The 25,231-nt window shown below is 61.6% G+C and carries 19 protein-coding genes and 1 pseudogene; 6 read left to right on the top strand and 14 right to left on the bottom strand.

The window, feature by feature from the left end; genetic code table 11:
- Nucleotides 1-10: 10 nt before the first annotated feature.
- The 6 genes from QCE79_RS05250 to uvrB all read right to left on the bottom strand — a co-directional run bounded on the left by QCE79_RS05250 (nucleotide 11) and on the right by uvrB (nucleotide 6,189).
- Entirely contained in the window at nucleotides 11-424 is a 414-nt protein-coding gene (locus tag QCE79_RS05250; RefSeq protein WP_244827615.1) for a heme-binding protein, read from the bottom strand.
- Between the two features lie 20 nt (nucleotides 425-444).
- On the bottom strand, nucleotides 445-1,848 hold the full coding sequence (locus tag QCE79_RS05245) for a 4Fe-4S binding protein (protein ID WP_309842426.1): 1,404 nt from the start codon (nucleotides 1,846-1,848) through the stop codon (nucleotides 445-447).
- A complete protein-coding gene (locus tag QCE79_RS05240) occupies nucleotides 1,845-2,696 on the bottom strand; it encodes an FTR1 family protein (protein ID WP_309842425.1) in 852 nt (283 codons plus the stop codon). The genes QCE79_RS05245 and QCE79_RS05240 overlap by 4 nt, the downstream gene beginning before the upstream one ends.
- Before the next feature lie 67 nt (nucleotides 2,697-2,763).
- Nucleotides 2,764-3,099: a cupredoxin domain-containing protein gene (locus QCE79_RS05235; RefSeq protein ID WP_250525675.1), complete on the bottom strand. Its 336-nt coding sequence runs from the start codon at nucleotides 3,097-3,099 to the stop codon at nucleotides 2,764-2,766.
- An 81-nt stretch (nucleotides 3,100-3,180) separates the two neighbouring features.
- The gene (locus tag QCE79_RS05230) at nucleotides 3,181-3,726 is read right to left on the bottom strand and encodes an iron transporter (RefSeq protein WP_404989049.1); all 546 of its coding nucleotides are present in this window, start codon (nucleotides 3,724-3,726) and stop codon (nucleotides 3,181-3,183) included.
- Between the two features lie 366 nt (nucleotides 3,727-4,092).
- Nucleotides 4,093-6,189, bottom strand: coding sequence for an excinuclease ABC subunit UvrB (gene uvrB, locus QCE79_RS05225; RefSeq protein ID WP_244827610.1), 2,097 nt, complete (start codon nucleotides 6,187-6,189; stop codon nucleotides 4,093-4,095).
- Between the two features lie 425 nt (nucleotides 6,190-6,614).
- Between uvrB and QCE79_RS05220 the strand changes: the two genes are divergently transcribed.
- Complete coding sequence (locus QCE79_RS05220) at nucleotides 6,615-7,814, top strand: amino acid aminotransferase (protein ID WP_244827609.1); 1,200 nt, start codon at nucleotides 6,615-6,617, stop codon at nucleotides 7,812-7,814.
- A 93-nt stretch (nucleotides 7,815-7,907) separates the two neighbouring features.
- Here QCE79_RS05220 and QCE79_RS05215 read toward each other — a convergent pair whose 3' ends face one another.
- Nucleotides 7,908-8,126: a hypothetical protein gene (locus tag QCE79_RS05215; RefSeq protein ID WP_244827608.1), complete on the bottom strand. Its 219-nt coding sequence runs from the start codon at nucleotides 8,124-8,126 to the stop codon at nucleotides 7,908-7,910.
- 263 nt (nucleotides 8,127-8,389) lie between these two features.
- Between QCE79_RS05215 and QCE79_RS05210 the strand changes: the two genes are divergently transcribed.
- A complete protein-coding gene (locus QCE79_RS05210) occupies nucleotides 8,390-9,004 on the top strand; it encodes a hypothetical protein (RefSeq protein WP_309842415.1) in 615 nt (204 codons plus the stop codon).
- 83 nt (nucleotides 9,005-9,087) lie between these two features.
- On the opposite strand, the gene QCE79_RS05205 is transcribed toward QCE79_RS05210, so the two are convergent.
- Nucleotides 9,088-10,500: a lactate utilization protein B gene (locus QCE79_RS05205; RefSeq protein ID WP_309842413.1), complete on the bottom strand. Its 1,413-nt coding sequence runs from the start codon at nucleotides 10,498-10,500 to the stop codon at nucleotides 9,088-9,090.
- Nucleotides 10,501-10,515: 15 nt separating this feature from the next.
- A complete protein-coding gene (locus QCE79_RS05200) occupies nucleotides 10,516-11,256 on the bottom strand; it encodes a (Fe-S)-binding protein (RefSeq protein WP_309842411.1) in 741 nt (246 codons plus the stop codon).
- Nucleotides 11,257-11,412: 156 nt separating this feature from the next.
- On the opposite strand from QCE79_RS05200, the gene QCE79_RS05195 reads away from it, so the two are divergent.
- The gene (locus tag QCE79_RS05195; RefSeq protein WP_244827604.1) at nucleotides 11,413-12,207 is read left to right on the top strand and encodes an IclR family transcriptional regulator; all 795 of its coding nucleotides are present in this window, start codon (nucleotides 11,413-11,415) and stop codon (nucleotides 12,205-12,207) included.
- Between the two features lie 84 nt (nucleotides 12,208-12,291).
- Here the strand turns inward: QCE79_RS05195 and pbpG are convergent, their stop codons facing one another.
- Nucleotides 12,292-13,488 carry a D-alanyl-D-alanine endopeptidase gene (gene pbpG, locus QCE79_RS05190; protein WP_244827603.1) on the bottom strand — a complete coding sequence of 399 codons (1,197 nt, stop codon included), beginning with the start codon at nucleotides 13,486-13,488 and terminating at the stop codon, nucleotides 12,292-12,294.
- Between the two features lie 782 nt (nucleotides 13,489-14,270).
- On the opposite strand from pbpG, the gene QCE79_RS05185 reads away from it, so the two are divergent.
- Nucleotides 14,271-14,846: a phasin family protein gene (locus tag QCE79_RS05185; RefSeq protein WP_244827602.1), complete on the top strand. Its 576-nt coding sequence runs from the start codon at nucleotides 14,271-14,273 to the stop codon at nucleotides 14,844-14,846.
- A 186-nt stretch (nucleotides 14,847-15,032) separates the two neighbouring features.
- Here QCE79_RS05185 and lpdA read toward each other — a convergent pair whose 3' ends face one another.
- From lpdA to aceE, 4 genes and pseudogenes are all read right to left on the bottom strand, one after another.
- The gene (gene lpdA / locus QCE79_RS05180) at nucleotides 15,033-16,775 is read right to left on the bottom strand and encodes a dihydrolipoyl dehydrogenase (protein ID WP_309845202.1); all 1,743 of its coding nucleotides are present in this window, start codon (nucleotides 16,773-16,775) and stop codon (nucleotides 15,033-15,035) included.
- Nucleotides 16,776-16,892: 117 nt separating this feature from the next.
- Nucleotides 16,893-17,117: pseudogene (locus QCE79_RS05175) on the bottom strand (biotin/lipoyl-containing protein); the annotation flags it as partial.
- Between the two features lie 174 nt (nucleotides 17,118-17,291).
- A complete protein-coding gene (aceF, locus tag QCE79_RS05170) occupies nucleotides 17,292-18,959 on the bottom strand; it encodes a dihydrolipoyllysine-residue acetyltransferase (RefSeq protein ID WP_250464331.1) in 1,668 nt (555 codons plus the stop codon).
- 79 nt (nucleotides 18,960-19,038) lie between these two features.
- Nucleotides 19,039-21,735, bottom strand: a complete 2,697-nt coding sequence (gene aceE, locus QCE79_RS05165) for a pyruvate dehydrogenase (acetyl-transferring), homodimeric type (protein ID WP_244827599.1) — start codon at nucleotides 21,733-21,735, stop codon at nucleotides 19,039-19,041.
- A 281-nt stretch (nucleotides 21,736-22,016) separates the two neighbouring features.
- On the opposite strand from aceE, the gene fixL reads away from it, so the two are divergent.
- A complete protein-coding gene (fixL, locus tag QCE79_RS05160; protein ID WP_244827598.1) occupies nucleotides 22,017-24,569 on the top strand; it encodes an oxygen sensor histidine kinase FixL in 2,553 nt (850 codons plus the stop codon).
- The gene (fixJ, locus tag QCE79_RS05155) at nucleotides 24,566-25,207 is read left to right on the top strand and encodes an oxygen response regulator transcription factor FixJ (protein ID WP_244827597.1); all 642 of its coding nucleotides are present in this window, start codon (nucleotides 24,566-24,568) and stop codon (nucleotides 25,205-25,207) included. The genes fixL and fixJ overlap by 4 nt, the downstream gene beginning before the upstream one ends.
- The last annotated feature ends 24 nt before the right edge of the window (nucleotides 25,208-25,231 follow it).

Genomic DNA, 25,231 nt, shown 5'->3' with positions numbered 1-25,231 from the left:
CGTTCTCGCTTCAGACGTTTTCGATGCCAAGCGCCGCAATGCCCGCCCGCGCGATCGATGCATCCTGATCCGATTTCACGCCCGACACACCCACCGCGCCGACGATATCCGTTCCGACGAAGATCGGCACGCCGCCTTCGAGCATGGCCGTCATGGGCGCGCTCAGAAACGCAGTGCGGCCCTGCTTGATCGTGTCTTCATACACCTTCGTTTCGCGCCGGCCGAGCACGGCGGTGCGCGCCTTGCCAGTCGCCATCTCGACCGTGCTCGCGCCCGTCCCTTCGAGCCGATGCAGATGCAGCAGATGCCCGCCGTCATCGACGATGGCGATGGTCACGTTCCAGTTGTGCGCCTTTGCGTGCGCCTCGGCGGCGGCGGCCATCAGCAGGACGTCTTCGTCGGTCAGTACGGGTTTGGTTCTCACTTGATTCTCACCTAATGGCGTTATCGGCTGAAGCCCCAGAACATCAGATACCAGGCGCTATCCGCGACGGCGAGCGCCGCGACAAACCATACCATCGTGAGTGCGCGCGGAACAAGCGTCGAGGAATAACGAGCCGTGACGCGCCACGCGAGCCAGGCGCTCCACAAGTTGGCGACGCCAAGCAGCCCGAGGCGCAGGTCCGTCACCCACCACAGCGGCAGATGCTCCGCGCGCAGGAGCGAGACCGTGGTCGCCGACAAGCCGAGAAACACGCCGCATCCCGCGAGCGGAATCAGCGAGAGCGTCAGGTGATGCAGCCGCGCCGCGTTCATCTTGCCGAGCATGCGCGTGCCGAGCGCCAGCAGCGCGAGCAGCGCCGTGCCGTAGACGAGACCCGTCGCGACGATATAGCCGATCACCATCGTGCCGTCGAGCCAGGAGAACACGTCGTTCTGCTCGGGATAATGCGTGAAGAGGAACCACGGCGCGTTGGTATCGAGCGGCCAGAGGATGTTGTGATCGATCAGCCAGCTCGCGAAGATCTGCTTGAGATCGACGAACCATGTGCTCACGGTCCAGTGGAACGCACCGATCGCGATGCCGAGCAAGCCGTACAGAATCAGCGCCGTGTCCCACGGATTCGCCGCCTTGTTGCCGAGCTCGACCACCTCTTCCGACGGCGAGCGCCACGTGAGCGCGATGGCATCGCGATGGCCGCTGCATCGGCCGCACATGTGGCAGTCGGCGGCGCCTTCCATCTTGCGCAGGGGCACGAGCGGCGCGCAGTTGATCGGAATCACCCGATGCCCGTGCTCGCCTTCCTTGTACGAACGGCGCCACGCGTCTTCGCTGACTTTGTAGTGAAACGGCGCAAGCCGTGCGAGCAGCGAGAACACGCCGTTTACCGGGCAGAGGTACTTGCACCACACGCGCTTTTCGCGGCCATACAGCACGCCGACGATCATCGCGCCCACGGTCGAGCCGCCGAGCACGAGCAGCACCGCTTTCGGATATTGATAGACGCTCACCATCTGTCCGTAGATGGTCGTGAGTCCGAATGCGACGAACGGCCAGCCGCCCCAGCGCATCCAGCGCGGAATCGCCCAGCCGCGGCCGAACTTGCTCGCGAACTCGGTGAGCGCGCCTTCCGGACACAGCACACCGCACCACACTCGGCCGAGCATGACCATCGACAGCAGCACGAACGGCCACCAGACGCCCCAGAACACGAACTGCGCGGCAAGCGTGAGGTTATTCCACAAATGCGCCGAGCCATCGGGCAGCGGCATGACAGCCGGCACGAGAATCAGAAACGCGTACACGACAACCACGACCCACTGAGTTCCGCGGATCGCGTTGCCGTGCCGTTGCATCCATTGACCGGCCTGTTGCAGCCGGCCGGGTCGTTGCAGAACAGAGCTCATGCTGGACGGCTCGCCGCCTTTTGTTTTTGCGCCATCTGATGATTGGAACGGCGCAGGAGAAGATAAATCACGATCCAGTAGACCGCGTAGGCAACCAAGTTCATGCCCGCCGGATGCGCGCGATAACCCGTGAGGGTGGCAACGAGCGAACCGAAGGTGCTCGAGTCGTCGAGCAGCGCGGACGAGTTCCACACCTGATTGACGATGACCGGCAGCACTTCCATGTCGATCAGTTTGTCGACGCCCGTCTCGAAGAGGCCGGCGGCGAGGAACAGCAGCATGATTTCGGTCACGCGAAAGAACGAGCGCCACGAGAAGATCTTGCCGCCGAGTTGCAGCACGTAGAACGTCAGGAGCGCGAGCGCGAAGCCGAGGATGATCGCGAGATATTGCGAAGCATCGACGTGTCCCGATTGCCCGAAGCCGACGCCATACAGAAACACGGCCGTCTCGCTGCCTTCACGCGCGATAGCCAGCGCAACCAGCACCGCGATGCCCCAGAACTGTCCGTCCTGCGTGCTCTTTTGCAGCGAGCTTTCCATGTCGCGCTTGAGCGTGCGGCCGTGACGCTTCATCCACAGGACCATCTGCACAATGAGCACGCAGGCGATCAGCACCATGCCGGTCTGGAAGTAATCCTGCGCGTTGCCGGACAGCACTTCCGTGAAGCCGATGAGCGCGGCGCCCAGCGCGATGGCGGCAACCAGCCCCGTGGCCACGCCGAACCACAGATAAGGCAGGCCGCGACGCGCCTGCTGGTCGCCGTTCTTCAGCCATGCGTACAGAATGCCGACGACCAGCAAAGCTTCGACGCTCTCACGCCAGACGATGAAAAGTACCTGCCCCATTTGAACCCCTTTGCGTTGCTTCACTTGCCCGCGCGGGCGCACCGAAACACGCGCGCGGCACAGACATTTACTTGGCGACGATCACGCCTTGCGCGGTCTGATGAAAGTCGTCGAAGAACTTGTATTCGCCCGGATCGAGCGGCGCGATCACCACGAACGAATCGGCACCCGGCGCGAGCACCTTCTCCTTGCGCAACTGCACGCTTTCGAACTCGGCCGCGCCCTTGCCGACGTTATGCACTTCGATCTTGATGCGCTGCCCCGCCGGTACTTCGATGCGCGCCGGGTTCAGCTTGCCGTCGTTCATTTCGAGCTTGAAGGTCGGCAGATCGGCGGCGTGCGCCACGCCAAGACCCGCTGCGACCGAGAGCAACATCGCCATCAGCTGGCTTTTCAATTTCATGCGGACTTCCTGATTGGTACGCGTCCGGCGGCGCAGCGAACTGCAAACCCCTGCCGGAACGCGCGAACGCCGTGCGCGAGCTTAGTACCCGCCCTTCTTGCCGATGCCCGCGAACGGGAAGTCGTATTCGATCGTGAACGGCTTGAACCACGGACCCACGCCGGTTTCCTTGTCGACGTGACGGCCGAACGCCATGTGGCCGGTTTCGGAAGGCGGCGAGATATGCAGCTTGAGGTGATATTTGCCCGGACCGAAGAGCTTGACGTTGTCGCCGTAGTGCGGGCCGTCGCTTGCGACCATCGCCATCAGGTCGCCCTTGACCGACTGCGTCGAGCCGGTTTTCGTGAGTTCATACGTCACGTTCAGATAGGGCATCCAGTCGCCTTCGGCGAAACCGGTCGGGTTGTTCTTGACCGCGTGAATATCCGCTTCGAGGTGAATGTCCGAATCCGATGCCTTGCGCATGATGCCTTCCGGCGCCATCGTGATTGGCTGCAGATAGACGGCGCCCGTTTCCATGCCGCCTTCGATATGCTGCTTGCCGATCGGATACTCAGCAGCGGAAGCCGCGATCATCGCCGTGAGGCCTGCGGCGGCAACGAGGCCGCGCATCAACGTTGAACCCATCAAACACTCCTGTTGTTATCGATGGCGCGCGTGACATTGGCGCGCCCTTTCCACCGAACTCCGGCGCTCTAAAAAGGCGCGCCGGCGCAAAAAAATGACTGTGGTGCCGTTTCGTTAGCGCGAAACGGAAAACCGCTTCGAGAATCTGGAAAACGTTAATACGAACCATTCTCAATGTTCGTCAGTTTAGCACCCTTCACCACTCGGGACAAATTAGCGCGGGCTTACAAAAGCCTGCTGCGGCAAGGCTCCGGCGGGCTTTGCAGCCAACCCGCGGTCCATTCGCGGCCGATAAAAAAACGCGGTGCGCCTTCCGGCTCGCCGCGTCGCTTGAGACAGAACGATGAAAACTTGCTTTCTTTTGCCTTACTTTCCGCCGATGCCGGTGATGTGATCGCCCACGTTCGCGCCGAACACGCGTTGACGTAACAGCGCCAATTGGTCGCGGGTCTGCGCCGCCTTTTCGAATTCGAGATTCTTGGCGTGATCCATCATTTGCTTTTCCAGCCGCTTGATTTCCTTCGCGAGCTGCTTCTCGGTCATGTCCTCGAACTTCGCGCGCGTCTGGGCTTCCTTCAGTTCGGCGCGCGCGTCGTCGGCGTTGTAGACGCCATCGATGATGTCCTTGATGCGCTTTTCCACTCCGCGCGGCGTGATGCCCCGCTCGAGGTTATGCGCCACCTGCTTGGCGCGGCGCCGCTCGGTTTCGTCGATGGCGCGCTTCATCGAGTCCGTCATGTTGTCGCCGTAGAGGATCGCCTTGCCGTTCACGTTGCGCGCCGCCCGTCCGATTGTCTGGATCAGCGAGCGCTCGGCGCGCAGGAAGCCTTCCTTGTCCGCGTCGAGAATGGCGACGAGCGACACTTCAGGAATATCCAGACCCTCGCGCAACAAGTTGATGCCGACGAGCACATCGAACGTGCCGAGCCGCAGATCGCGGATGATTTCCACGCGCTCGACCGTGTCGATATCGCTGTGCAAATAGCGCACCTTCACGCCGTGATCGGCGAGAAATTCGGTCAGCTGTTCGGCCATGCGCTTGGTGAGCACGGTAACGAGCACGCGTTCGTGCACCGCGACGCGCGCGTTGATCTCGGAGAGCACGTCGTCGACCTGCGAGCGCGCGGGCCGCACCTCGATTTCGGGATCGACGAGACCCGTCGGCCGCACGAGTTGCTCGGCCACTTGCCCCGCTTTCTTCTGTTCGTAGTCGGCGGGCGTCGCGGAGACGAACACGGCCTGGCGCATCTTGCGCTCGAATTCGTTGAACTTGAGCGGCCGGTTGTCGAGCGCGGACGGCATGCGGAAACCGTAATCGACGAGATTTTCCTTGCGCGCGCGGTCGCCGTTATACATGCCGTTCAACTGGCCGATCAGCACGTGCGACTCGTCGAGCAACATGATGGCGTCGGGCGGCAGATAGTCGACGAGCGTCGGCGGCGGTTCGCCGGGCGCCGAGCCCGAGAAATGCCGCGAGTAATTCTCGATACCCTTGCAAAAACCCAGTTCCTGCAGCATTTCCAGGTCGAAGCGCGTGCGCTGTTCGAGCCGCTGCGCCTCGACGAGCTTGCCCTGGCTATGGAAAAACTCCAGCCGCTCGCGCAGTTCCAGCTTGATGGTTTCGATCGCGCGCATGACGGTGTCGCGCGGCGTCACGTAATGCGACGACGGATACACCGTGAAGCGCGGAATCTTGTTGCGCACGCGGCCGGTGAGCGGATCGAAAAGCTGCATCGACTCGATTTCGTCGTCGAACAATTCGACTCGCACCGCCATTTCCGCGTGTTCCGCCGGAAAGATGTCGATGGTGTCGCCTCGCACACGGAACGAGCCGCGCTGAAAATCCGCCTCGTTGCGCGTGTATTGCATGGCGATCAGCCGCGCGATGACATCGCGCTGGCCGAGCTTGTCGCCTACGCGCAGCGTGAGGATCATCTTGTGATACTCGGACGGATTGCCGATACCGTAAATGGCCGACACCGTCGCCACGATCACCACGTCGCGGCGTTCGAGCAGGCTCTTGGTCGCCGAGAGCCGCATCTGCTCGATATGCTCGTTGATCGACGAATCCTTCTCGATGAAGAGATCGCGCTGCGGCACATACGCTTCCGGCTGGTAATAGTCGTAGTACGAGACGAAGTACTCGACCGCGTTGCGCGGGAAGAACTCGCGGAACTCGGCGTAGAGCTGCGCGGCGAGCGTCTTGTTGGGCGCGAAAACGATGGCGGGCCGGCCCAGACGCGCGATGACGTTGGCCATCGTGAAGGTCTTGCCCGAGCCGGTCACGCCGAGCAGCGTCTGGAACGAGAGACCGTCGTCCACGCCCTCGACGAGCGTCTTGATGGCCTCGGGCTGATCGCCCGCGGGCGGATACGGCTGATAGAGCTGAAACGGCGAGCCTTCGAACGTGGCGAACTTCGATTCGTCCAGTGCGTCGGGCGTTTCGATAAGGGTATCGGACATGGAGAGGGGAATCTTCTTAGTCGGCGCCGGAGCAAACACCTATTCTAGCGGCTGCGGCGAAAGTGGCGCGGGCGGCCTCACGGAGGCGGAATCGAGCAGGTTGGGACCGTTGGGTGGAAGTCAAGCAATGGCGCGCGAGGCGGCGCCGCTGTTCCGTCGATGCCGTCCAATCGAGGCTTGCGCGCATGCCGGACAAGGCTTTCAACCGGCCGAAGCCCATGCGCTTATTCATGCTCGCGAGAAAAAAGCGCGTACATAGAATAAGGCTCGATCCGAAATGCAGCGCCGGATTCGATACAATATGCGACTGGGCTTCGAGGGGGCGCCCCGCACGACCGCGCCGCCAACGACGTCACGCGCCGCTTTTTCGAGCGCCCAAGCATCGTTCTTCCCGCCGCACGTCTTCCTTCCACTGCCGATAGATCATGTCTCTTTTCTCTGCCGTCGAACTCGCTCCCCGCGACCCGATTCTGGGCCTCAACGAAGCCTTCAACGCCGACCCGCGCCCGACCAAGGTCAATCTGGGCGTTGGTGTCTACACCAACGAAGAAGGCAAGATTCCGCTTCTGCGCGCCGTTCGCGAAGCTGAAAAAGCACGCGTCGATGCAGCGCTGCCGCGCGGCTATCTGCCTATCGACGGCATCGCCGCGTACGACTCGGCCGTCCAGACGCTGCTCGTCGGCCGTGACTCGCCGCTGATCGCTTCGGGCCGAATCGTCACGGCGCAGGCGCTGGGCGGCACGGGCGCGCTCAAAATCGGGGCGGACTTTCTGAAGCGCGTGAATCCGGGCGCGAAAGTCGCGATCAGCGACCCGAGCTGGGAAAACCATCGCGCGCTCTTCGAAGGCGCGGGCTTCGAGGTCGTCAACTATCCGTATTACGAAGCGGCGACGCATGGCGTGAACTTCGCGGCCATGCTCGACGCGCTGAACGGCTACGCGGCCGGCACCATCGTCGTGCTGCACGCGTGCTGCCACAACCCGACCGGCGTGGATCTGACGGACGCGCAGTGGGCGCAGATCGTCGAAGTCGTGAAGGCGCGCAACCTCGTGCCGTTCCTCGACATCGCGTATCAAGGCTTCGGCGAAAACATCGAAGCCGATGCCGCCGCCGTGCGCCTCTTCGCCGCGTCGGATCTGAACGTGTTCGTGTCGTCGTCGTTCTCGAAGTCGTTCTCGCTGTATGGCGAGCGCGTTGGCGCGCTGTCCATCATCACGTCGAGCAAGGAAGAGTCGTCGCGCGTGCTGTCGCAATTGAAGCGCGTGATTCGCACCAACTATTCGAACCCGCCGACGCACGGTGGCTCGGTGGTCGCGGCCGTGCTGGCATCGCCGGAACTGCGTGCGCTGTGGGAACAGGAACTGGGCGAGATGCGCGATCGTATCCGCGCCATGCGTAATGGCCTCGTCGAGCGTCTGAAGGGCGCGGGCGTGGATCGCGACTTTTCCTTCGTCGACCGTCAGCGCGGCATGTTCTCGTACTCGGGCCTGACCGCGCCGCAAGTGGACCGTCTGCGGGAAGAATTCGGCATCTATGCGGTCAGCACGGGGCGCATCTGCGTGGCTGCGCTGAATCTGCGCAATATCGATGTCGTCGCCAACGCGGTGGCGAGCGTGCTGAAGTAAGGCATTGCACGCGCGTTTGCTGCGAAAGAAAATGGCGTCCTTCTCACGAAGGGCGCCATTTTTTGTGGCCTGTGCGCGGCGTTTCGCCGGCGTCTATATCGATTCGGGACGTGCCGGCGCGTTAGGTCTTGCGTCGTCGTCATCGACTAAGCCGTAGGAAATCGCGCGCGCCAATTCCGCGCTCACGCTTGCCACGCCCGAACGCCCGTGACGTTCGACGGCTAACCGGGGCTCGCCCGCGTGCATGCAGAACGTCAGTACAAGCGGCAACAGGATCGCGGCGGGCCAATAGGTCGATATTGTCTTTTTCATGGGATTACCTCTGTTCGTCGTCGCATCAAGCGCATGAATGATGCCCACTAAGCGACTATCGAATTTTACGGAATCGCCGACATCTTAAAAAGACGCTGAAAAGCAAAGCTTCGTTGCGTGGCGGACAACGAAAGGTAGCGAACCCACGGCTTTGAAATTGCAACAAGAACGGGCCAATCGTCATAAAACCTTACAAAGTTCTTGGGGACATCGGAGCACGCCGGGTGTCTTATTGTTATCACTGCAACGAACTAATCAACGACATGAAATCCGCAGTTGCTGGACTTTTGATCGCGTCATCGGCTTTGGTACTAGGCGGCTGCGCGGTTTATCCCGATGGATCATCCTACGGTGGCGGATATCCCGCCGCGGGCTACGCCGATCCCGGCTATGGCTACGACGCGTACGGCGCGCCGGTGGTCGTTCAGCCCGGCGTAGCGGTGGGCGGCGGCTACTACTCCGGTCCTGGCCCCGCTTACTACGGTCCTGGCCCCGGCCGCTATTGGGATGACGGTCCAGGCTGGCGTCGTCCGCCATCGGGCAACTGGAATCGCGGGGACTATCCGCGTGGGCGCCCGCCGCAAGGAAATAATCAACCGCAACAAGCGGGCGGCGGACATCAGCCGGGTGGTGGTCAGCCACCGCAAGCCGGTGGAGGCCGTCCGGTGGGCGGACCGCCGCCTCAACAGGCAGGCGGAGGCGCGCCGTTGCCGCGAGCCGTCGGCGGCGTCCCGCCAGGACGTCCGCAGGCGCCCGCCGCGAATCCTGGCGGAAACGGTGGCGGCTACCATCGCGGTGGCGATCAAGGCGGTGGCGCCGGTGGCGGTGGCGGACACGGCGGCAAGCAGCGAAGCTCGCTCGGGCCGATCGGCGGATAACGCGTCGATTGCGCAGAGCGCTAGAAAGCCGTGCCGGGTCGAACCGGCGCGGCTTTTTCACATCGCTTTCCGTGGAAACACGCTTACCCGAGATGCGTGCCTTTCGCCTTATATAGTTCGCGGAAGGTGCGCCCGACCGGCGCGGGCATATCGCGTGTTTCGGTCCATCCGGCGCCGAATGGCATCCGCGATATCGTCTTTCTCTTTCCGCCCATGACTTCAAGCACGCGCACGGCGAGTTTCGTAAAAAGCGCATAAGCAATTGGCCGAAGCGCGAAGTAACCCCACACGGCGAGCGCCACGCGTTCGGTCCAGGGGCGCAGATGGCGTTCGGTCTGCTTTTCGCGCAGTTTGCGCAGCAGGTCGGACAGCGGAATGCCCACCGGGCACACGCTGTTGCATTCGCCGCATAGCGTTGCGGCTTGCGGCAGATCGAGCGCCTTGTCGATGCCCACATAAGCCGGCGTCAACACCGAACCCATCGGTCCGGGATAAACCCAGCCATACGCATGACCGCCGATCTTTTGATACACCGGGCAGTGATTCATGCACGCGCCACAGCGAATACACCGCAGCATCTCCTGAAACTCGCCGCCGATAAGCCCGGTGCGCCCGCCATCGACGAGCACGAAATACATATGCTCGGGCCCGTCCTGCTCGCCCGTCGCGCGGGGGCCGGTCAGCAATGAAAAGTAATTGGAAATGGTCTGCCCGGTCGCCGAGCGCGGCAGCAGACGCATTGCGGTGGCGAGATCTTCGAGCGTCGGCAGAATCTTCTCGATGCCCGTCACCGCGACGTGCACGCGCGGCATCACGGTACACATGCCTTCGTTGCCTTCGTTCGTGACAACTGCCACCGAGCCGGTTTCCGCGATCAAAAAGTTGCCGCCCGTCACTCCCATATCGGCGGACATGAAATGCGGGCGCAGCACTTCGCGCGCCTCGCGGGTCATGTCGGGGATGTCCGTGAGACGCGGCTTGCCGTGCGTCTTCGCGAAGAGATCGGCGATCTGCTCCTTGTCTTTGTGAACCACGGGCGCAATGATGTGGCTCGGCGGCTCGTTGTCGTTGATCTGCAGGATATATTCGCCGAGATCGGTTTCGATGGACTGCACGCCCATTTCGCCGAGCACGCGATTCAGTTGCATCTCTTCCGAGACCATCGACTTGGTCTTGATGACCTTTTTCACGCCATGCGCGCGCGCGATGTCCGCGACCAACCGCGCCGCATCCTGCGTCGATTCCGCGTAGAGCACGGTCGCGCCACGGCGCGTCGCCTCGCGTTCGAAGGTTTCGAGCCATACGTCGAGGTTGTCGAGCGCGCGATTGCGGCGCTCCTTTAGCGCGGCGCGCGTCTCCTCGAAGTCGATATCGAGCACCGCGCTCGCCCGCGCGCTCACGAATTTGGTCGAGAGCTTGGTGAGGTTCTGCTGCAGACGCTCATCGGCGAGTTTGCTGCCGGCGCGCGCCTTGAAGTGCATCGTCTGGACTTGCATGGGCTCGCTCGTTCGTCAGTTGCGGATGGAGTCGGATGCGTCGCCGGCAAGCACTTGCGCGATATGCAGCACACGCGTGCTCGTGTCGCCGGTGCGCCTCAAGCGCCCTTCTATATTCAGCATGCAGCCGAGATCGCCCAGCACGACGGTAGCCGCGCCGCTCGCCTTGATGTTGGCGCATTTTTCATCGACGATGGCCGTCGAAATGTCGCCGTACTTCACCGCGAACGTGCCGCCGAAACCGCAGCAATGTTCGCAGCCCGCCATCTCGGTCACGGGCACGCCCGCTTGTGCGAGCAAATCGCGCGGCTGCGCCTTCACGCCGAGTTCACGCAGGCCCGAGCAGGAATCGTGATAGGTCACGGCGCCTTCGAACACACCGGGCTCCATGCGCGCCTTGGCAACATTCACGAGAAAATCGGTGAGTTCGAAGACGCGCGGTTGCAGGCGCGCGAAGCGATTCATGAGTTGCGGATCGTCGCGCAAGAGATCGCCGTAATGCGCGCGGATCATTCCGCCGCACGAACCCGACGGCACCACCACGTAGTCGAATTGTTCGAATTCCCGCAGTGTCTTTTCGGCGAGATCGCGTGCAAGTCTGCGATCGCCGGAGTTATACGCGGGCTGGCCGCAGCAGGTTTGCGCGGGCGGCACGCTCACCGTAAAACCCGCGCGCTCGATCAGCTTGATGACCGAAAAGCCGATCTCCGGCCGCATCATATCGATGAGGCACGTGACGAATAGTCCGACTTGCATGGTGGAGCGTTTCCTGTTTTATCGCGATTTTCTAAGACGCACGCCGATTATCCGCGAAGCGGCGGTGGTTCGGGCACTCCCCAACCGCCGACCGCGTTTTCACATTATGAGATACAATTGCGCATCCGTAGTTTGACGCATCAACCGATTTCCACGATGAGCGATACGAACCCGGAATCCAAAACCTCCATTCAGGTGATCGAACGCATGATGCGTCTGTTGGACGCGCTTGCCGGCCACACCGATCCCGTCAGCCTGAAGGAACTCTCCCAAAGCACCGATCTGCATCCTTCCACGGCGCACCGCATCTTGAACGACATGGTGCTGTGCCGGCTGGTGGACCGCTCCGATCCAGGCACGTATCGGCTCGGCATGCGTCTGCTCGAACTAGGCAATCTGGTCAAGGCGCGCCTTTCGGTGCGCGAGGCCGCAATGCCGCCGATGCGCGAACTGCATCGGCAAACGGGACAGACGGTCAACCTCTCGGTGCGTCAGGGCGATGAGATCGTCTATATCGAGCGGGCTTATTCCGAACGCTCCGGCATGCAGGTCGTGCGCGCGATCGGTGGACGCGCGCCGCTGCATCTGACTTCGGTCGGCAAACTCTTCCTCGCCGCCGACGAAACCACGCGCGTGCGCGCCTACGCCATGCGCACGGGTCTTTCGGGCCACACACAGAACAGCATCACCGATCTTTCGAAGCTGGAACGTGAGCTGTCGTTCGTGCGGCAACAGGCTTGCGCGCGCGATAACGAAGAACTCGAACTGGGCGTGCGCTGTATCGCGGCGGGCATTTACGACGATACCGGGCGGCTCGTCGCGGGCTTGTCGTTGTCGGCGCCGGCCGATCGTCTCCAAGACGCGTGGCTCAAGCAACTCAGTCATACGGCGCTGGAGATCTCGCGCTCGCTGGGTTATCACCCCGAGCCGGTTGCTGCCGCATCGCGCTGAATCTTGCGTTAGAAACGCTGCTTCAAAGACAAAAAGCCGGACGGGTCGAGAGACCCATCCGGCTTTCTGCTTATTCAAACTTGCTTAGGGGTTCGTGCCGCTACCCATGTCCGCACTCATGATGCGCGGTTCGCCGAGCGTATCGAGGAACGAACGCAGGCGGCCGGCATCCGCGAAACGCGAATACTTGCCGTAGGAATCGAGCAGCACGATCACGACCGGGCGGCCGTTGACCGTTGCCTGCATCACCAGGCACTCGCCCGCTTCGTTGATGAAGCCGGTCTTCTGCAAACCGATATCCCACGACGCATTACGCACCAGCGCGTTCGTGCTGTTGTAGGCGAGATTGCGCTTGCCGGTGAAGACTTCGTAGCTGCGATCCGTCGAGAACTTGCGGATGAGCGGATATTGATACGCCGCGTTCACCATCTTCACGAGATCGCGTGCGCTCGAAACGTTGAGGCTCGTGAGACCCGTGGAGTTCTCGAAATGCGTGTCGGTCATGCCGAGCGACTTCGCTTTCGCGTTCATTGCCGCGATGAAAGCCGGCCGGCCACCCGGGTAATAGCGCGACAACGCGGCCGCCGCGCGATTTTCCGATGCCATGAGCGCGATATGCAGCATGTCCTCGCGATTGAGCTCCGAGCCGACGGCAAGCCGCGAGCCCGTGAACTTCTCGTAATCGCGATCTTCGTCGGTCACCGTCATTTCGTCGGTGAGCGGCAAGTGCGAGTCGAGCGTGACCATGGCCGTCATCAACTTGGTGATGGACGCGATAGGCACGACGGCGCGCGAATTCTTGTCGAAAAGCGTTTCGGACGTGTTCTGGTCCACCACATAGGCCACGCTCGAACGCAGCGCCAGGCTGTCGGGCGTTTCATGCAAACCGAACGCCGAACCGACCGAGGTGGCACGCGGCTGATACGCCACCGAGTGCACTGCGGCGCGGCGCGAGCGCGGGTCCATGCGGTAATTCACTCGACGCTTGCGGGAAGCCCGGGGTACGTCGTCGTCTTCGGCGGCGACCTTGGCTACGCGGGCGGCACGGCCCGATTTCGCCGATGTCTTCGCCACACGAGCAGGCTTTTCGGCCTTCTCGGCGGAAGCAGTGGACTTCGCGGATTTCTTGACGGATTTGGTTGCGGTGGCGGTTTTTGCGAGGGCTTCAGCCGGAGCCGCTGCAAAGGACGTCGCTACGGCGATGGAAATGGCGATCGACAACGCGGAGCGCAGCGCTACGCCATGAACCACCTTAAACGACGAAAACATTTCGGTTTTCATTAGTGTTCTGTTGGGCGGCTGGAGAGTACCGCCAAGTGTAGTGAAGCTACGAAATTTAAGCAATATTAAGCACTTATCCGCACTCGTTAAACCGAGTTGTAAGCCACGATTGCTTATCGTTACACAACGCGCGCTTTGATCGGAAAAAACGATCGCGCATTGCAGCAGTGCTGCCAACAGTGCGCTTTTATGCGGGACGACAAGCGCACTATCGGCAAAACTTTCTGCAACTTGAGCCAGGAATCGCGGATTCGGGTCTGGAAGACAGCGAAGCGAAAATTCGAAGAAGGCTGCGTGCGGTGGACGGATGCGGCGTCAACACAACAACAACGCAACCGACAGTCGAAATGTTAACGTCTCTTCAACAATTTGGTGTACGGCGTCATCCTAAAAATAGGACTTACTACAGAAACATCTCATCTTTCTTGCCGATGCGAGTTTCCAGCATGCGCATCGACGGGACATGATTCTGTCGTCTTAGCGTGCTTTCATAACGCTCCCATCCGGTTAAGAGCGTCTCGCAACGCCACGCCCTGCGGCGGTGCATAGGGTTTTCACCGAGCAGCAGCGCATGCGGCTTCGATCCGACTTAAGCCATTGTTTAACAAGACCTTTCGGCGTATTGTGCAATGCACAAAAAGCGCTTGACATCTATCGGAATATCTCTAAAATGGCTTCATGTTGCGACGCACCAATCGCACTTTGCAGTAACCGGCCGCAACGGCGCGCCGGACCTACCAAACCACGACCCGCGTTGATGGGTCGACTATCAGGAGCCTGAGATGACCCTGTTGACCCCCGAGCAAATCGCCGCCGCACAAAAAGCTAACTTCGACACGCTGTTCGGCCTCACGAACAAGGCATTCGAAGGTATCGAAAAGCTGGTCGAACTGAATCTGCAAGTCGTGAAGTCGACCCTGGCCGAAAGCCAGGAGAACACCCAGCGCGCGCTGTCGGTCAAGGACGCACAAGAACTCCTCTCGCTGCAAGCAAGCCTCACGCAGCCGGTCGCCGAGAAGGTTCTGTCGTACGGCCGTCATCTGTATGAAATCGCGTCGTCCACGCAGGCTGAATTCGCTCGCGTTGCTGAAGCTCAGTACGAAGAGCAAAACCGCAAGGTGCAATCGCTCGTCGACAACGTCGCGAAGAACGCACCGGCTGGTTCGGAAACCGCAGTCGCAGTCATGAAGTCGGCCATCACCGCCGCCAACACGACGTACGAAACGGTTCACAAGGCAACGAAGCAAGCTGTCGAAATCGCTGAAAGCAACTTCAACGCAGCCGCCACGGCCGCCACGAAGGCCGCTACGCAAGCGACCGAACAAGCTACGCGCACCGCCAAGAAGACGGTTGCGTAAGTTCGAAGCCGGGTTCGCCCGGTTGACGAAGCAAGAATCACGAAAAACCCGGCCTCGCGCCGGGTTTTTAGTCGTCTGTTGGTTCGAAAAAACGGCTTTCGCTTCACGCATTCGAGCGGGCAGTTCAAAAGCAAAAGCGCGCTTCCGTGAAGAAGCGCGCTTCGCTCGACACCCTTTTACGGCCGCTTACTTCTTGCGCTGCGGCGGCAAGTCCGTACAGACGCCTTCGTACAACTCCGCCGCCATGCCGATGGATTCGCCCAAGGTCGGATGCGGGTGGATGGTCTTGCCGATGTCCGTGGCATCCGCGCCCATCTCGACCGCAAGACACACTTCGCTGATCAGATCGCCCGCGTTCAATCCGACGATCCCGCCGCCGATCACGCGATGCGTCGCTTCATCGAAAATCAGCTTGGTGAAGCCCTCGTCGCGACCATTGGCGATCGCGCGGCCCGAAGCGGCCCACGGGAACACCGCCTTGCCGTACTTGATGCCTTCGGCCTTGCACTGGTCTTCGGTCTTGCCGGCCCACGCCACTTCCGGATCGGTATAAGCCACCGACGGAATTTGCAGCGCATCGAAGTACGCCTTCTCGCCATGCGCCGCTTCCGCCGCGACGTGGCCTTCGTGCACGGCCTTGTGCGCGAGCATCGGCTGGCCAACGAGATCGCCGATCGCAAAAATATGCTCGACGTTCGTACGCAGTTGCTTGTCGACGTTGATGAAGCCGCGATCCGTCACCGCGACGCCCGCCTTGTCCGCGCCGATCTTCCCGCCGTTCGGACTGCGGCCCACGGCCAGCAACACGAGGTCGTAACGCTGCGCTTCGGTCGGCGCCTTGTCGCCCTCGAACGTCACGTAAATGCCGTCGTCCTTGGCTTCCGCCTTGGTCGTCTTGGTCTTCAGCATGACGTTGGCGAAGCGCTTCGCGTTGTACTTCTCCCAGACCTTCACGAGATCGCGGTCGGCGCCCATCATCAGACCGTCGAGCATTTCGACGACATCGATTTCGGAGCCGAGTGACGCATAAACCGTCGCCATTTCCAGCCCGATGATTCCGCCGCCCACCACCAGCATGCGCTTCGGAATCTGACGCAGTTCGAGCGCGCCGGTCGAGTCGACCACGCGCGGATCGTCCGGGAAGAACGGCAACTTCACCGCCTGCGAACCCGCCGCGATGATCGCCTTCTTGAACTTGACGACCTTCTTGCCGCCGTCGCCCTGCACTTCCATGTGGTTCGGATCGACGAACGTACCGACGCCCGTCACCACCTGTACCTTGCGCGCCTTCGCCATGCCCGCGAGACCGCCGGTCAGCTTCTTGACGACGCCTTCCTTGAAGCCGCGCAGCTTGTCCAGATCGATGCTCGGCTTGCCGAACGTGATGCCGTGCGATTCGAGATGCTTGGCTTCGTCGAGCACGAGCGCCGTATGCAGCAGCGCCTTCGACGGAATGCAGCCGACGTTCAGACACACGCCGCCCAGGGTCGCATAGCGTTCGACAAGCACGGTGCTCATGCCGAGATCCGCTGCGCGGAACGCCGCCGAATAGCCGCCGGGGCCTGCGCCGAGCACGAGCATGTCGCACTCGACATCCGCGCTGCCCGAATAACTGCCTGCCTTCGGCGCGGGCGCGGCGCTCGCCTTTTCGGCGGGCTGCGGTTGCGCGGCCGTCGGCTTGGTCGGCACTTCGCTCACGCCTCCGCCCTGACCTTCGAGCGTCAGAATCACGCTGCCTTCGGAGACGTTGTCGCCCAGCTTGACCTTCAGTTCCTTCACGGTGCCCGCGGCGGGCGAAGGCACATCCATGGTCGCCTTGTCGGACTCGAGTGTGACGAGCGATTGCTCCTTCTCGACCGTATCGCCCGGCTTCACATGGATCTCGATGACCGGAATGTCCTTGAAGTCGCCGATATCCGGCACCTTCACGTCCTGTGCGCCGCCGCCCGACGCCGTGGGCGTGGGTGCAGCCGGCTTTGCGGACGACGCTTCCTTCGGCGCTTCGGCCTTAGGTTCCGCAGCGGCGCTCGCGCCTTCGGTTTCGATCATCGCGATGACCGAGCCTTGCGAGACTTTGTCGCCCTGTTTGACCTTCACTTCCTTGATCGTGCCTGCCTGGTCGGCGGGCACTTCCATGGTGGCCTTATCGGTTTCGAGCGTGATGACGCCCTGTTCCTTTTCGATGGCGTCGCCGGGCTTGATATTGACTTCGATGACATCGACATCGGAGAAGTCGCCGATGTCGGGTACTTTTAGTTCGACGAGACTCATATTTGTCCCCTATGTCGACCAGAGCCGGTGCCTGAAGCGCCTGACCCGGGTCCCATGCAAGATGATGGCGAAAAAGAGCGGTTGGAGCAGGCGCGCGCACTGAAGCGCACGCCGGTCCCAGCGTCTCACGTGTCTTGCCCGCACAATCGAGCGAGGAAGACACGCGCCACTTTTTTAGAGAATCACCCGGCGGAAGTCCGCCAGAATGCCCGCGAGATAGGCGTTGAAGCGCGCCGCCTCCGCACCGTCGACGACGCGGTGGTCATACGACAGCGACAGCGGCAACGTGAGGCGCGGCACGAACTGCTTGCCGTCCCACACCGGCTTCATCGCGCCACGCGACAGACCCAGGATGGCCACCTCCGGCGCGTTGATGATCGGCGTGAAGTTCGTGCCACCGATGCCGCCCAGCGACGAAATCGAGAAGCAGCCGCCTTGCATCTGGTCCGGCTTCAACTTGCCTTCGCGCGCGAGCTTCGAGAGATCCGTCATCTCCTTCGCGATATCCATCAAGCCCTTCTTGTCGGCGTCGCGGATCACCGGGACGACGAGGCCGTTCGGTGTATCGGCTGCGAAGCCAACGTGGAAATACTTCTTGAAGACGAGGTTGTCACCGTCGAGACTCGCGTTGAAGGTCGGGAATTTCTTCAGCGCGGAAACCACTGCCTTGATGACGAAAGCCAGCATCGTGATCTTGATGCCCGACTTCTCGTTTTCCTTGTTCAGCTTCACGCGCAGCGCTTCGAGCTCGGTGATGTCCGCTTCGTCGTTGTTCGTGACGTGCGGGATCATCACCCAGTTGCGATGCAGGTTCGCACCCGAGATCTTCTTGATGCGCGACAGCGGCTTTGGATCGACAGGACCGAACTTCGTGAAGTCGATCTTCGGCCACGGCAGCAAGTTGAGGTCGCCACCGCCGCCAGCCGGCGCGGCAACCGCGGCGGGCGCTGCGCCCTGACCCGACATGACGCCCTTCACGAACGCGGTGATGTCGCCTTGCGTGATGCGGCCTTTCGGACCGGAACCGCGCACGCGCGTGACATCGACGCCGAGTTCGCGCGCGAACTTGCGCACCGAAGGCGACGCGTGGCTCGACGTGCGTGTGCCATCGCCTGCGGGAATAGCGGGCGCCTGCGCGAGCGCGGACGGCTGGGCGGGCGCGGGCGCGGGTTTGGCGGGCGCATCGGGCGGCGCTTCGACCGGCTTCGGCGCTTCCTGCTTCGGCGCCTCCTGCTTGGGCGCGGAAGCGGCCGGGCTGCTTTCGCCGCCTTCGAGAATCAGAATCAGCGTGCCTTCTGACACCGTATCGCCGAGCTTGACCTTCAATTCCTTGACGGTGCCAGCGGCAGGCGAAGGCACATCCATGGTCGCCTTGTCGGATTCGAGCGTGACGAGCGACTGTTCCTTCTCCACCTTGTCGCCAACCTTCACGCCGATTTCGATGACCGGGATATCCGTGAAGTCGCCGATATCCGGCACCTTCACTTCCACCGATCCGCCGCCGCTCGAAGCCTGAGCGGCTTGCGCGGGTTGCGACTGCGTGGTCGTGCCGGCCGGCGCTTCCTGCTTGGCGGGCGCGTCGGTTTTGGCGGGCGCGGAAGCGCCGCTTTCCAATACGACGATCAACGTGCCTTCCGACACGTTATCGCCCACTTTGACTTTTACTTCCTTGACCGTGCCCGCGGAGGAGCTCGGTACATCCATGGTGGCCTTGTCGGATTCCAGCGTGACGAGGGACTGTTCCTGTTCAACGACATCGCCCACCTTGACCAGAACCTCGATCACGGGAATGTCCTTGAAATCGCCGATGTCCGGCACTTTGACTTCGATCGCTTGACTCATTATTAGTGTCTCCTGTGTTGCATGCGGCGCGCCCCCGCTTCGGGAGCGCGCCGCATCACAACGCACGGGGGCGATGCCTTTAGACGGTCATCGGGTTGGGTTTAGCCGGGTCGAGGTTGTACTTCTTGATCGCCTCAGCGACGACCTTGCGCTCGATCGTGCCTTCGTCGGCGAGCGCGTTGAGCGCGGCCAGCGTGACCCAGTAGCGGTCGACTTCGAAGAAGTGGCGCAGTGCTTCGCGCGTGTCCGAGCGGCCGTAGCCGTCGGTGCCGAGCACCACGAACTTGTTCGGGACATAGGCGCGAATCTGGTCGACGAGCGCGCGGATGTAATCCGTCGACGCGATCACCGGACCTTGCGCGCCCTTGAGCAGCTTGGTGACATGCGGCACTTGCTTTTCGTCGGCCGGATGCAGCAGGTTCCAGCGGTCGATTGCCTGACCTTCGCGAGCCAGTTCCGTGAAGCTCGGCACGCTCCACAGGTCGGCGGCCACGCCCCAGTCGTTCTTGAGCAAGTCGGCGGCGGCGATCACTTCGTTGAAGATCGTGCCCGCGCCCATCAACTGGACGCGCGGACCCTTTGCCGCGCCTTCGGCCTTCCTGAACGCGTACATGCCCTTGATGATGTCCGCGGCAACTGATTCACCTTGCGGAATCGCCGGATGCTCGTAGTTCTCGTTCATCACGGTGATGTAGTAATACACATCTTCCTGGTCGGCGACCATGCGGCGCAGGCCGTCCTGCATGATGACCGCGAGTTCGTAACCGAAGGTCGGGTCGTAGCTCACACAGTTCGGGATCGATGCTGCCCACAGCAGCGAGTGGCCGTCTTCGTGCTGCAGGCCTTCGCCGTTGAGCGTCGTGCGCCCAGCGGTGCCGCCCAGCAGGAAGCCGCGCGAACGCATGTCGCCCGCCGCCCAGGCCAGGTCGCCGATGCGCTGGAAGCCGAACATCGAGTAGAAGATGTAGAACGGGATCATGATCTCGCCGTGCGTCGAATACGACGTCGCGGCCGCGATCCAGTCACACATGCCACCGGCTTCGTTGATGCCTTCCTGCAGAATCTGCCCGGTTTCCGATTCCTTGTAGAACATCAGCTGGTCGGAGTCTTCAGGAATGTACTTCTGGCCGTCCTGATTCCAGATGCCGATCTGGCGGAAGAGGCCTTCCATGCCGAAAGTACGCGACTCGTCCGGCACGATCGGCACGATACGCTTGCCGATGGCCTTGTCCTTCAAGAGGATGTTGAGCACCCGCACGAACGCCATCGTCGTGGAGATTTCGCGGCCTTCGCCCGTGCCCTTGAGCAGCGGCTCGAATGCCGACAGTTCCGGCACCGGCAGCGACTCCGCCTTCTCGCGGCGCGACGGCAGATAGCCACCCAGTTCCTGACGGCGGGCGCGCATGTATTCCAGTTCCTTCGAGCCTTCCTCGAAGGTGAGATACGGCACGTCGGCAATCTGTTCGTCGGTCAACGGCAGACGGAACTGGTCGCGGAACTTCTTCAGCGTGTCGATCGGCAGCTTCTTCTGCTGGTGCGTGATGTTCATGGCCTGGCCGTGTTCGCCCATGCCATAACCCTTGATGGTCTTGGCGAGGATCACGGTAGGCGAGCCCTTCGACTTCTGCGCCTGATCGTAAGCCGCGTAGATCTTGTGCGGATCGTGGCCGCCGCGGTTCAGGTTCCAGATGTCTTCATCGGACCAGTCGGCCACCAGCGCCTTCAGTTCCGGCGTGTTGAAGAAGTGCTCGCGCACGAACGCGCCCGATTCCGACTTGTAGGTCTGGTACTCGCCGTCGACCACTTCCATCATGCGGCGCATGAGCGCGCCGGTCTTGTCGCGTGCGAAGAGCGCGTCCCAGCGGCTGCCCCAGATCACCTTGACGACGTTCCAGCCCGCGCCACGGAATTCGCTTTCGAGTTCCTGGATGATCTTGCCGTTGCCGCGCACCGGACCGTCCAGACGCTGCAAGTTGCAGTTGATGACGAACACGAGGTTGTCCAGACGCTCGCGCCCGGCCATGCCGATTGCGCCGAGCGATTCCGGCTCGTCCGTTTCGCCGTCGCCGAGGAACGCCCAGACTTTGCGGCCCTGCGTCTTCACGATACCGCGCGCTTCCATGTACTTCATGAAACGCGCCTGATAGATGGCCATGATCGGGCCCAGGCCCATGGACACCGTCGGGAATTGCCAGAAGTCCGGCATCAGCCACGGATGCGGATACGAGGAGATTCCCTCGCCGCCCACTTCCTGACGGAAGTTGTTGAGCTGCGCCTCGGTCAGACGGCCGAGCAGGAACGCGCGCGAGTAGACGCCCGGCGACGAGTGACCCTGCACGAACACGAGATCGCCGCCATGTTCCTTCGACGGTGCGTGCCAGAAGTGATTGAAGCCGACGTCGTAGAGCGTCGCCGCCGAAGCAAACGAAGCGATGTGACCGCCGACATTGGTGTCCTTGCCCGCGCGCAACACCATGGCGATGGCGTTCCAGCGCGTGTACGAACGAATGCGGTGCTCGATGTCCTGGTCGCCCGGAATCTTGGCCTGGCCGGCGACGGGAATCGTATTGATATAGGGCGTATTCGCCGAAAACGGCAGATGCTCGCCATGCACGCGGGCGAATTCGATCTGCTTTTCGATCAGGTAGTGCGCGCGATCAGGACCGACTGCCGAAATGACGCCGTCGAGTGCGTCGAGCCACTCGGCGGTTTCCTGAGGATCGTCGTCTTTGGCATTGGCGACATATTTGAGAACTTCGTCGGGTACAGCGGACATGCTCGTCTCCTGATGTGAGGATCGCTCTAAGAACCGCCGACAGTCGCCCGCCGAAAACCGGGCACTGGCCGCGTGCCGGCAATTCTAAATAGGGTCCAGACTTTGTAGCAAGGAATTTTTCGAATCATGAGAGATGATCTCATAATGCGGAAAATTGCTGCAATGCACCGTCCGATAAGGCTTTTTTAATCAGACTTTTCTCCTCCTTTTCCCGCAATTGAGCCGTCTCTAGCACCTTTTTACGCTAATTAACAATCAGACGCTGCGTTACAATCGCTTCCATGTTGACCGATCGGCTTCTCGCACGCTCGGCGCGGGTCGCGCGCAAGCCGACCGACTCGTCGCCCACCCGCTGGCACCACGGACCGTGGTGGTCGAACTCCTATTTACTCACGCCGCTCATTTCGATCCTCGTTTTTCTGGTCGTCATGAGCCTGATTCTCTGGAGTCTCAACCGCCGCGAGCAGCAGCAGCAGGAAGACACGCTATATCGGAACGTCGCCTGGGCCCAGCAACAGATTCGTCTTTCGATGACGGGTGCGCAAGAGCAGATCCAGGCGTTATCGCGAGACATCGCAAGCGGTCATGGCGACCCTCAGACATTCCAAACGTCTTCCACCGACATCATGCAGGGGCATCCCGAGATCCTCTACATGAACTGGTACACGAGCCAGCACAAACCGCGCTGGCCCAATACGCCGCTGCCGGTACTCGGGTCGCGGCTCGCCAAACCCAACGACACGCAGATGGACGAAGCGGTGCAGGCCGCCTTCGAGGAAGCGCGCACGACGCGTCGCCAGGTTTATTCGCCCTTACTCTACGACGACCTCGGCAACGGCTACATCACCTTGCAAACGCCGGTGTTTCGCGACCGCGAATTCCTCGGGTCCATCGCGGCGGTGTTTTCCATCGAAGGCATTCTGAAGCACGACATTCCGAGCGAGCTGTCGGCGAAGTACAAGATCTCCATCACCGATCTGAACAATCGCGAACTCGCGACGACATCGAGCCGTCCACGCCTGCCGCGCGACATGTTCTACGATCTGCCGCTCGATCCGCCCGGCCAGGGGTTGTCGGTGCGCGTGTATTCGTATCCGCAGCTCACGAACTTCACGAACAACACACTGGTGTGGCTCGTCGCCGGCCTGTCGTGCTTCGTGCTCTGGAGCTTGTGGAGTCTCTGGAAGCACACGCGTCAGCGCTTCGAGGCGCAACAGGCGCTTTACGCCGAAGCGTTCTTCCGCCGCGCGATGGAAAACTCCGTCTTGATCGGCATGCGCGTGCTCGACATGCACGGCCGCATCACGCACGTGAATCCCGCGTTCTGCCGCATGACGGGTTGGGACGAAAGCGATCTCGTCGGCAAGAACGCGCCGTTTCCATACTGGCCGCGCGATGCCTATCCCGAGATGCAGCGCCAACTCGACATGACGCTGCGCGGCAAGGCGCCCTCTTCCGGTTTCGAGTTGCGCGTGCGCCGCAAGGACGGTTCGTTCTTCCACGCGCGTCTTTACGTGTCGCCGTTGATCGACAGTTCGGGCCGCCAGACCGGCTGGATGTCGTCGATGACGGACATCACCGAACCCAAGCGCGCGCGCGAAGAGCTCGCCGCCGCCCACGAACGCTTCACCACGGTGCTCGAAAGTCTCGATGCCGCCGTCTCCGTTCTCGCCGCCGACGAAGCCGAACTGCTGTTCGCGAACCGCTATTACCGGCATCTCTTCGGCATTCGTCCGGACGGGCACTTGCAGCTTGCGGGCGCCGGTTTCGATGGCGCTTCGGGTTCGTCGGAGCTGAGTTCGTCGGACACCATCGACATGGTCGATACCTACGCCGGACTGCCCGCCACCGCGCTGACCGAAAGCTCGGCCGACGCGCAGGAAGTCTATGTGGAAGGCATCCAGAAGTGGTTCGAAGTGCGCCGCCAGTACATTCAGTGGGTGGACGGCCATCTCGCGCAGATGCAGATCGCGACCGACATCACGCAGCGCAAGCAGGCGCAGGAACTCGCGCATCAGCAGGAAGAGAAGCTGCAGTTCACGAGCCGTTTGATGACGATGGGTGAAATGGCGTCGTCGCTCGCGCATGAGCTGAATCAGCCGCTCGCGGCCATCAACAACTATTGTTCGGGCTGCGTCGCCTTGGTGAAATCCGGGCGCATGACACAGGAATCGCTCTTGCCCGCGCTCGAAAAAACCGCGCAGCAGGCGGTGCGAGCAGGCATGATCATCAAGCGCATTCGCGAGTTCGTGAAGCGCAGCGAGCCGAAGCGGCAGGCGACGCGCGTGGCCGATATCGTCGCGGATGCAGTCGGTCTCGCCGAAATCGAGGCGCGCAAACGCAAGATTCGCATCGTCACGGAAATCCGCTCGCGCATGCCCGTGATCTACGTCGATCCCGTGCTGATCGAACAAGTGCTCGTGAATCTGTTGAAAAACGCAGCCGAAGCAATGCATGATGCAAAACCGAATGCCGTCGATCCCGTCATCCGCGTGATCGTGCAGCGGCTCGACGGCGGCGTGGTGTGCATCAGCGTGGTCGATCAGGGCCCGGGTGTGGATGAAGCCACCGCCGAGCGTCTCTTCGAACCGTTTTACAGCACCAAGTCCGATGGCATGGGCATGGGGCTGAACATTTGCCGTTCGATCATCGAATCGCATCGCGGCCGCCTTTGGGTCGTGAACAATGTCGAATCGGACGGACACGTGACCGGCGCGACTTTCCATTGCAGCCTGCCGATCGGCGAAGTGGATGGGTCGGGCACGGACTCGGGCGGCAACGCCGGGTCGCAAAGCGAACATACGAGACAACAAACAGTTACGGGAGAACTATGAGCAGTCCAGTCACCACTCAGGAAACCGTCTTTGTCGTGGACGATGACGAAGCCGTGCGTGATTCGTTGCGCTGGCTGCTCGAGGCGAACGGGTATCGCGTGCAGTGTTTTTCGAGCGCGGAATCGTTCCTCGACGTCTATCTGCCGATCGCGCATTCGGGCGCCATTTCGTGCCTGATTCTCGATGTGCGCATGGCCGGCATGACCGGCCTCGAGTTGCAGGAAAAGCTGATCGCCGAGAATTCGCTTCTGCCGATCATCTTCGTGACCGGTCACGGCGATGTGCCGATGGCCGTCTCGACGATGAAGAAAGGCGCGATGGATTTCATCGAGAAACCTTTCGACGAAGCCGAACTGCGCAAACTCGTCGAGCGCATGCTCGAAAAAGCGCGCAACGAAAGCAGCAGCGTGCAGCAGCAACGCGCGGCCGCCGAGCGGCTTGGCAAGCTCACGGCGCGCGAGCATCAGGTGCTGGAGCGGATCATCGCCGGGCGGCTGAACAAGCAGATCGCCGACGATCTCGGCATCAGCATCAAGACGGTGGAAGCGCATCGCGCGAACATCATGGAGAAGCTGTCCGTGAATACCGTTGCCGACCTTCTGCGTCTCGCGCTTTCAAACAAGCCGCAGCAGCAATAACCGTAGTTCATTGCCTAAAGGCAA

This window comes from Caballeronia sp. LZ003, from assembly GCF_031451465.1.
Classification (GTDB): Bacteria; Pseudomonadota; Gammaproteobacteria; order Burkholderiales; family Burkholderiaceae; genus Caballeronia.
The sequence above is the reverse complement of the archived record's forward strand: the minus strand, read 5'-3'. Positions and strand labels throughout refer to the sequence as shown.

Excerpts from the sequence above, each read along its gene's own strand:
- pbpG (WP_244827603.1), bottom strand. The coding sequence starts at position 13,488 with ATGAAAACCGAAATGTTTTCGTCGTTTAAGGTGGTTCATGGCGTAGCG.
- QCE79_RS05205 (WP_309842413.1), bottom strand. The coding sequence starts at position 10,500 with ATGCAAGTCCAGACGATGCACTTCAAGGCGCGCGCCGGCAGCAAACTC.
- QCE79_RS05240 (WP_309842425.1), bottom strand. The coding sequence starts at position 2,696 with ATGGGGCAGGTACTTTTCATCGTCTGGCGTGAGAGCGTCGAAGCTTTG.
- QCE79_RS05230 (WP_404989049.1), bottom strand. The coding sequence starts at position 3,726 with ATGGGTTCAACGTTGATGCGCGGCCTCGTTGCCGCCGCAGGCCTCACG.
- QCE79_RS05195 (WP_244827604.1), top strand. The coding sequence starts at position 11,413 with ATGAGCGATACGAACCCGGAATCCAAAACCTCCATTCAGGTGATCGAA.
- fixJ (WP_244827597.1), top strand. The coding sequence starts at position 24,566 with ATGAGCAGTCCAGTCACCACTCAGGAAACCGTCTTTGTCGTGGACGAT.
- QCE79_RS05235 (WP_250525675.1), bottom strand. The coding sequence starts at position 3,099 with ATGAAATTGAAAAGCCAGCTGATGGCGATGTTGCTCTCGGTCGCAGCG.
- fixL (WP_244827598.1), top strand. The coding sequence starts at position 22,017 with ATGTTGACCGATCGGCTTCTCGCACGCTCGGCGCGGGTCGCGCGCAAG.
- QCE79_RS05200 (WP_309842411.1), bottom strand. The coding sequence starts at position 11,256 with ATGCAAGTCGGACTATTCGTCACGTGCCTCATCGATATGATGCGGCCG.
- aceF (WP_250464331.1), bottom strand. The coding sequence starts at position 18,959 with ATGAGTCAAGCGATCGAAGTCAAAGTGCCGGACATCGGCGATTTCAAG.
- uvrB (WP_244827610.1), bottom strand. The coding sequence starts at position 6,189 with ATGTCCGATACCCTTATCGAAACGCCCGACGCACTGGACGAATCGAAG.
- QCE79_RS05215 (WP_244827608.1), bottom strand. The coding sequence starts at position 8,126 with ATGAAAAAGACAATATCGACCTATTGGCCCGCCGCGATCCTGTTGCCG.
- QCE79_RS05185 (WP_244827602.1), top strand. The coding sequence starts at position 14,271 with ATGACCCTGTTGACCCCCGAGCAAATCGCCGCCGCACAAAAAGCTAAC.
- QCE79_RS05245 (WP_309842426.1), bottom strand. The coding sequence starts at position 1,848 with ATGAGCTCTGTTCTGCAACGACCCGGCCGGCTGCAACAGGCCGGTCAA.
- aceE (WP_244827599.1), bottom strand. The coding sequence starts at position 21,735 with ATGTCCGCTGTACCCGACGAAGTTCTCAAATATGTCGCCAATGCCAAA.
- QCE79_RS05210 (WP_309842415.1), top strand. The coding sequence starts at position 8,390 with ATGAAATCCGCAGTTGCTGGACTTTTGATCGCGTCATCGGCTTTGGTA.
- QCE79_RS05220 (WP_244827609.1), top strand. The coding sequence starts at position 6,615 with ATGTCTCTTTTCTCTGCCGTCGAACTCGCTCCCCGCGACCCGATTCTG.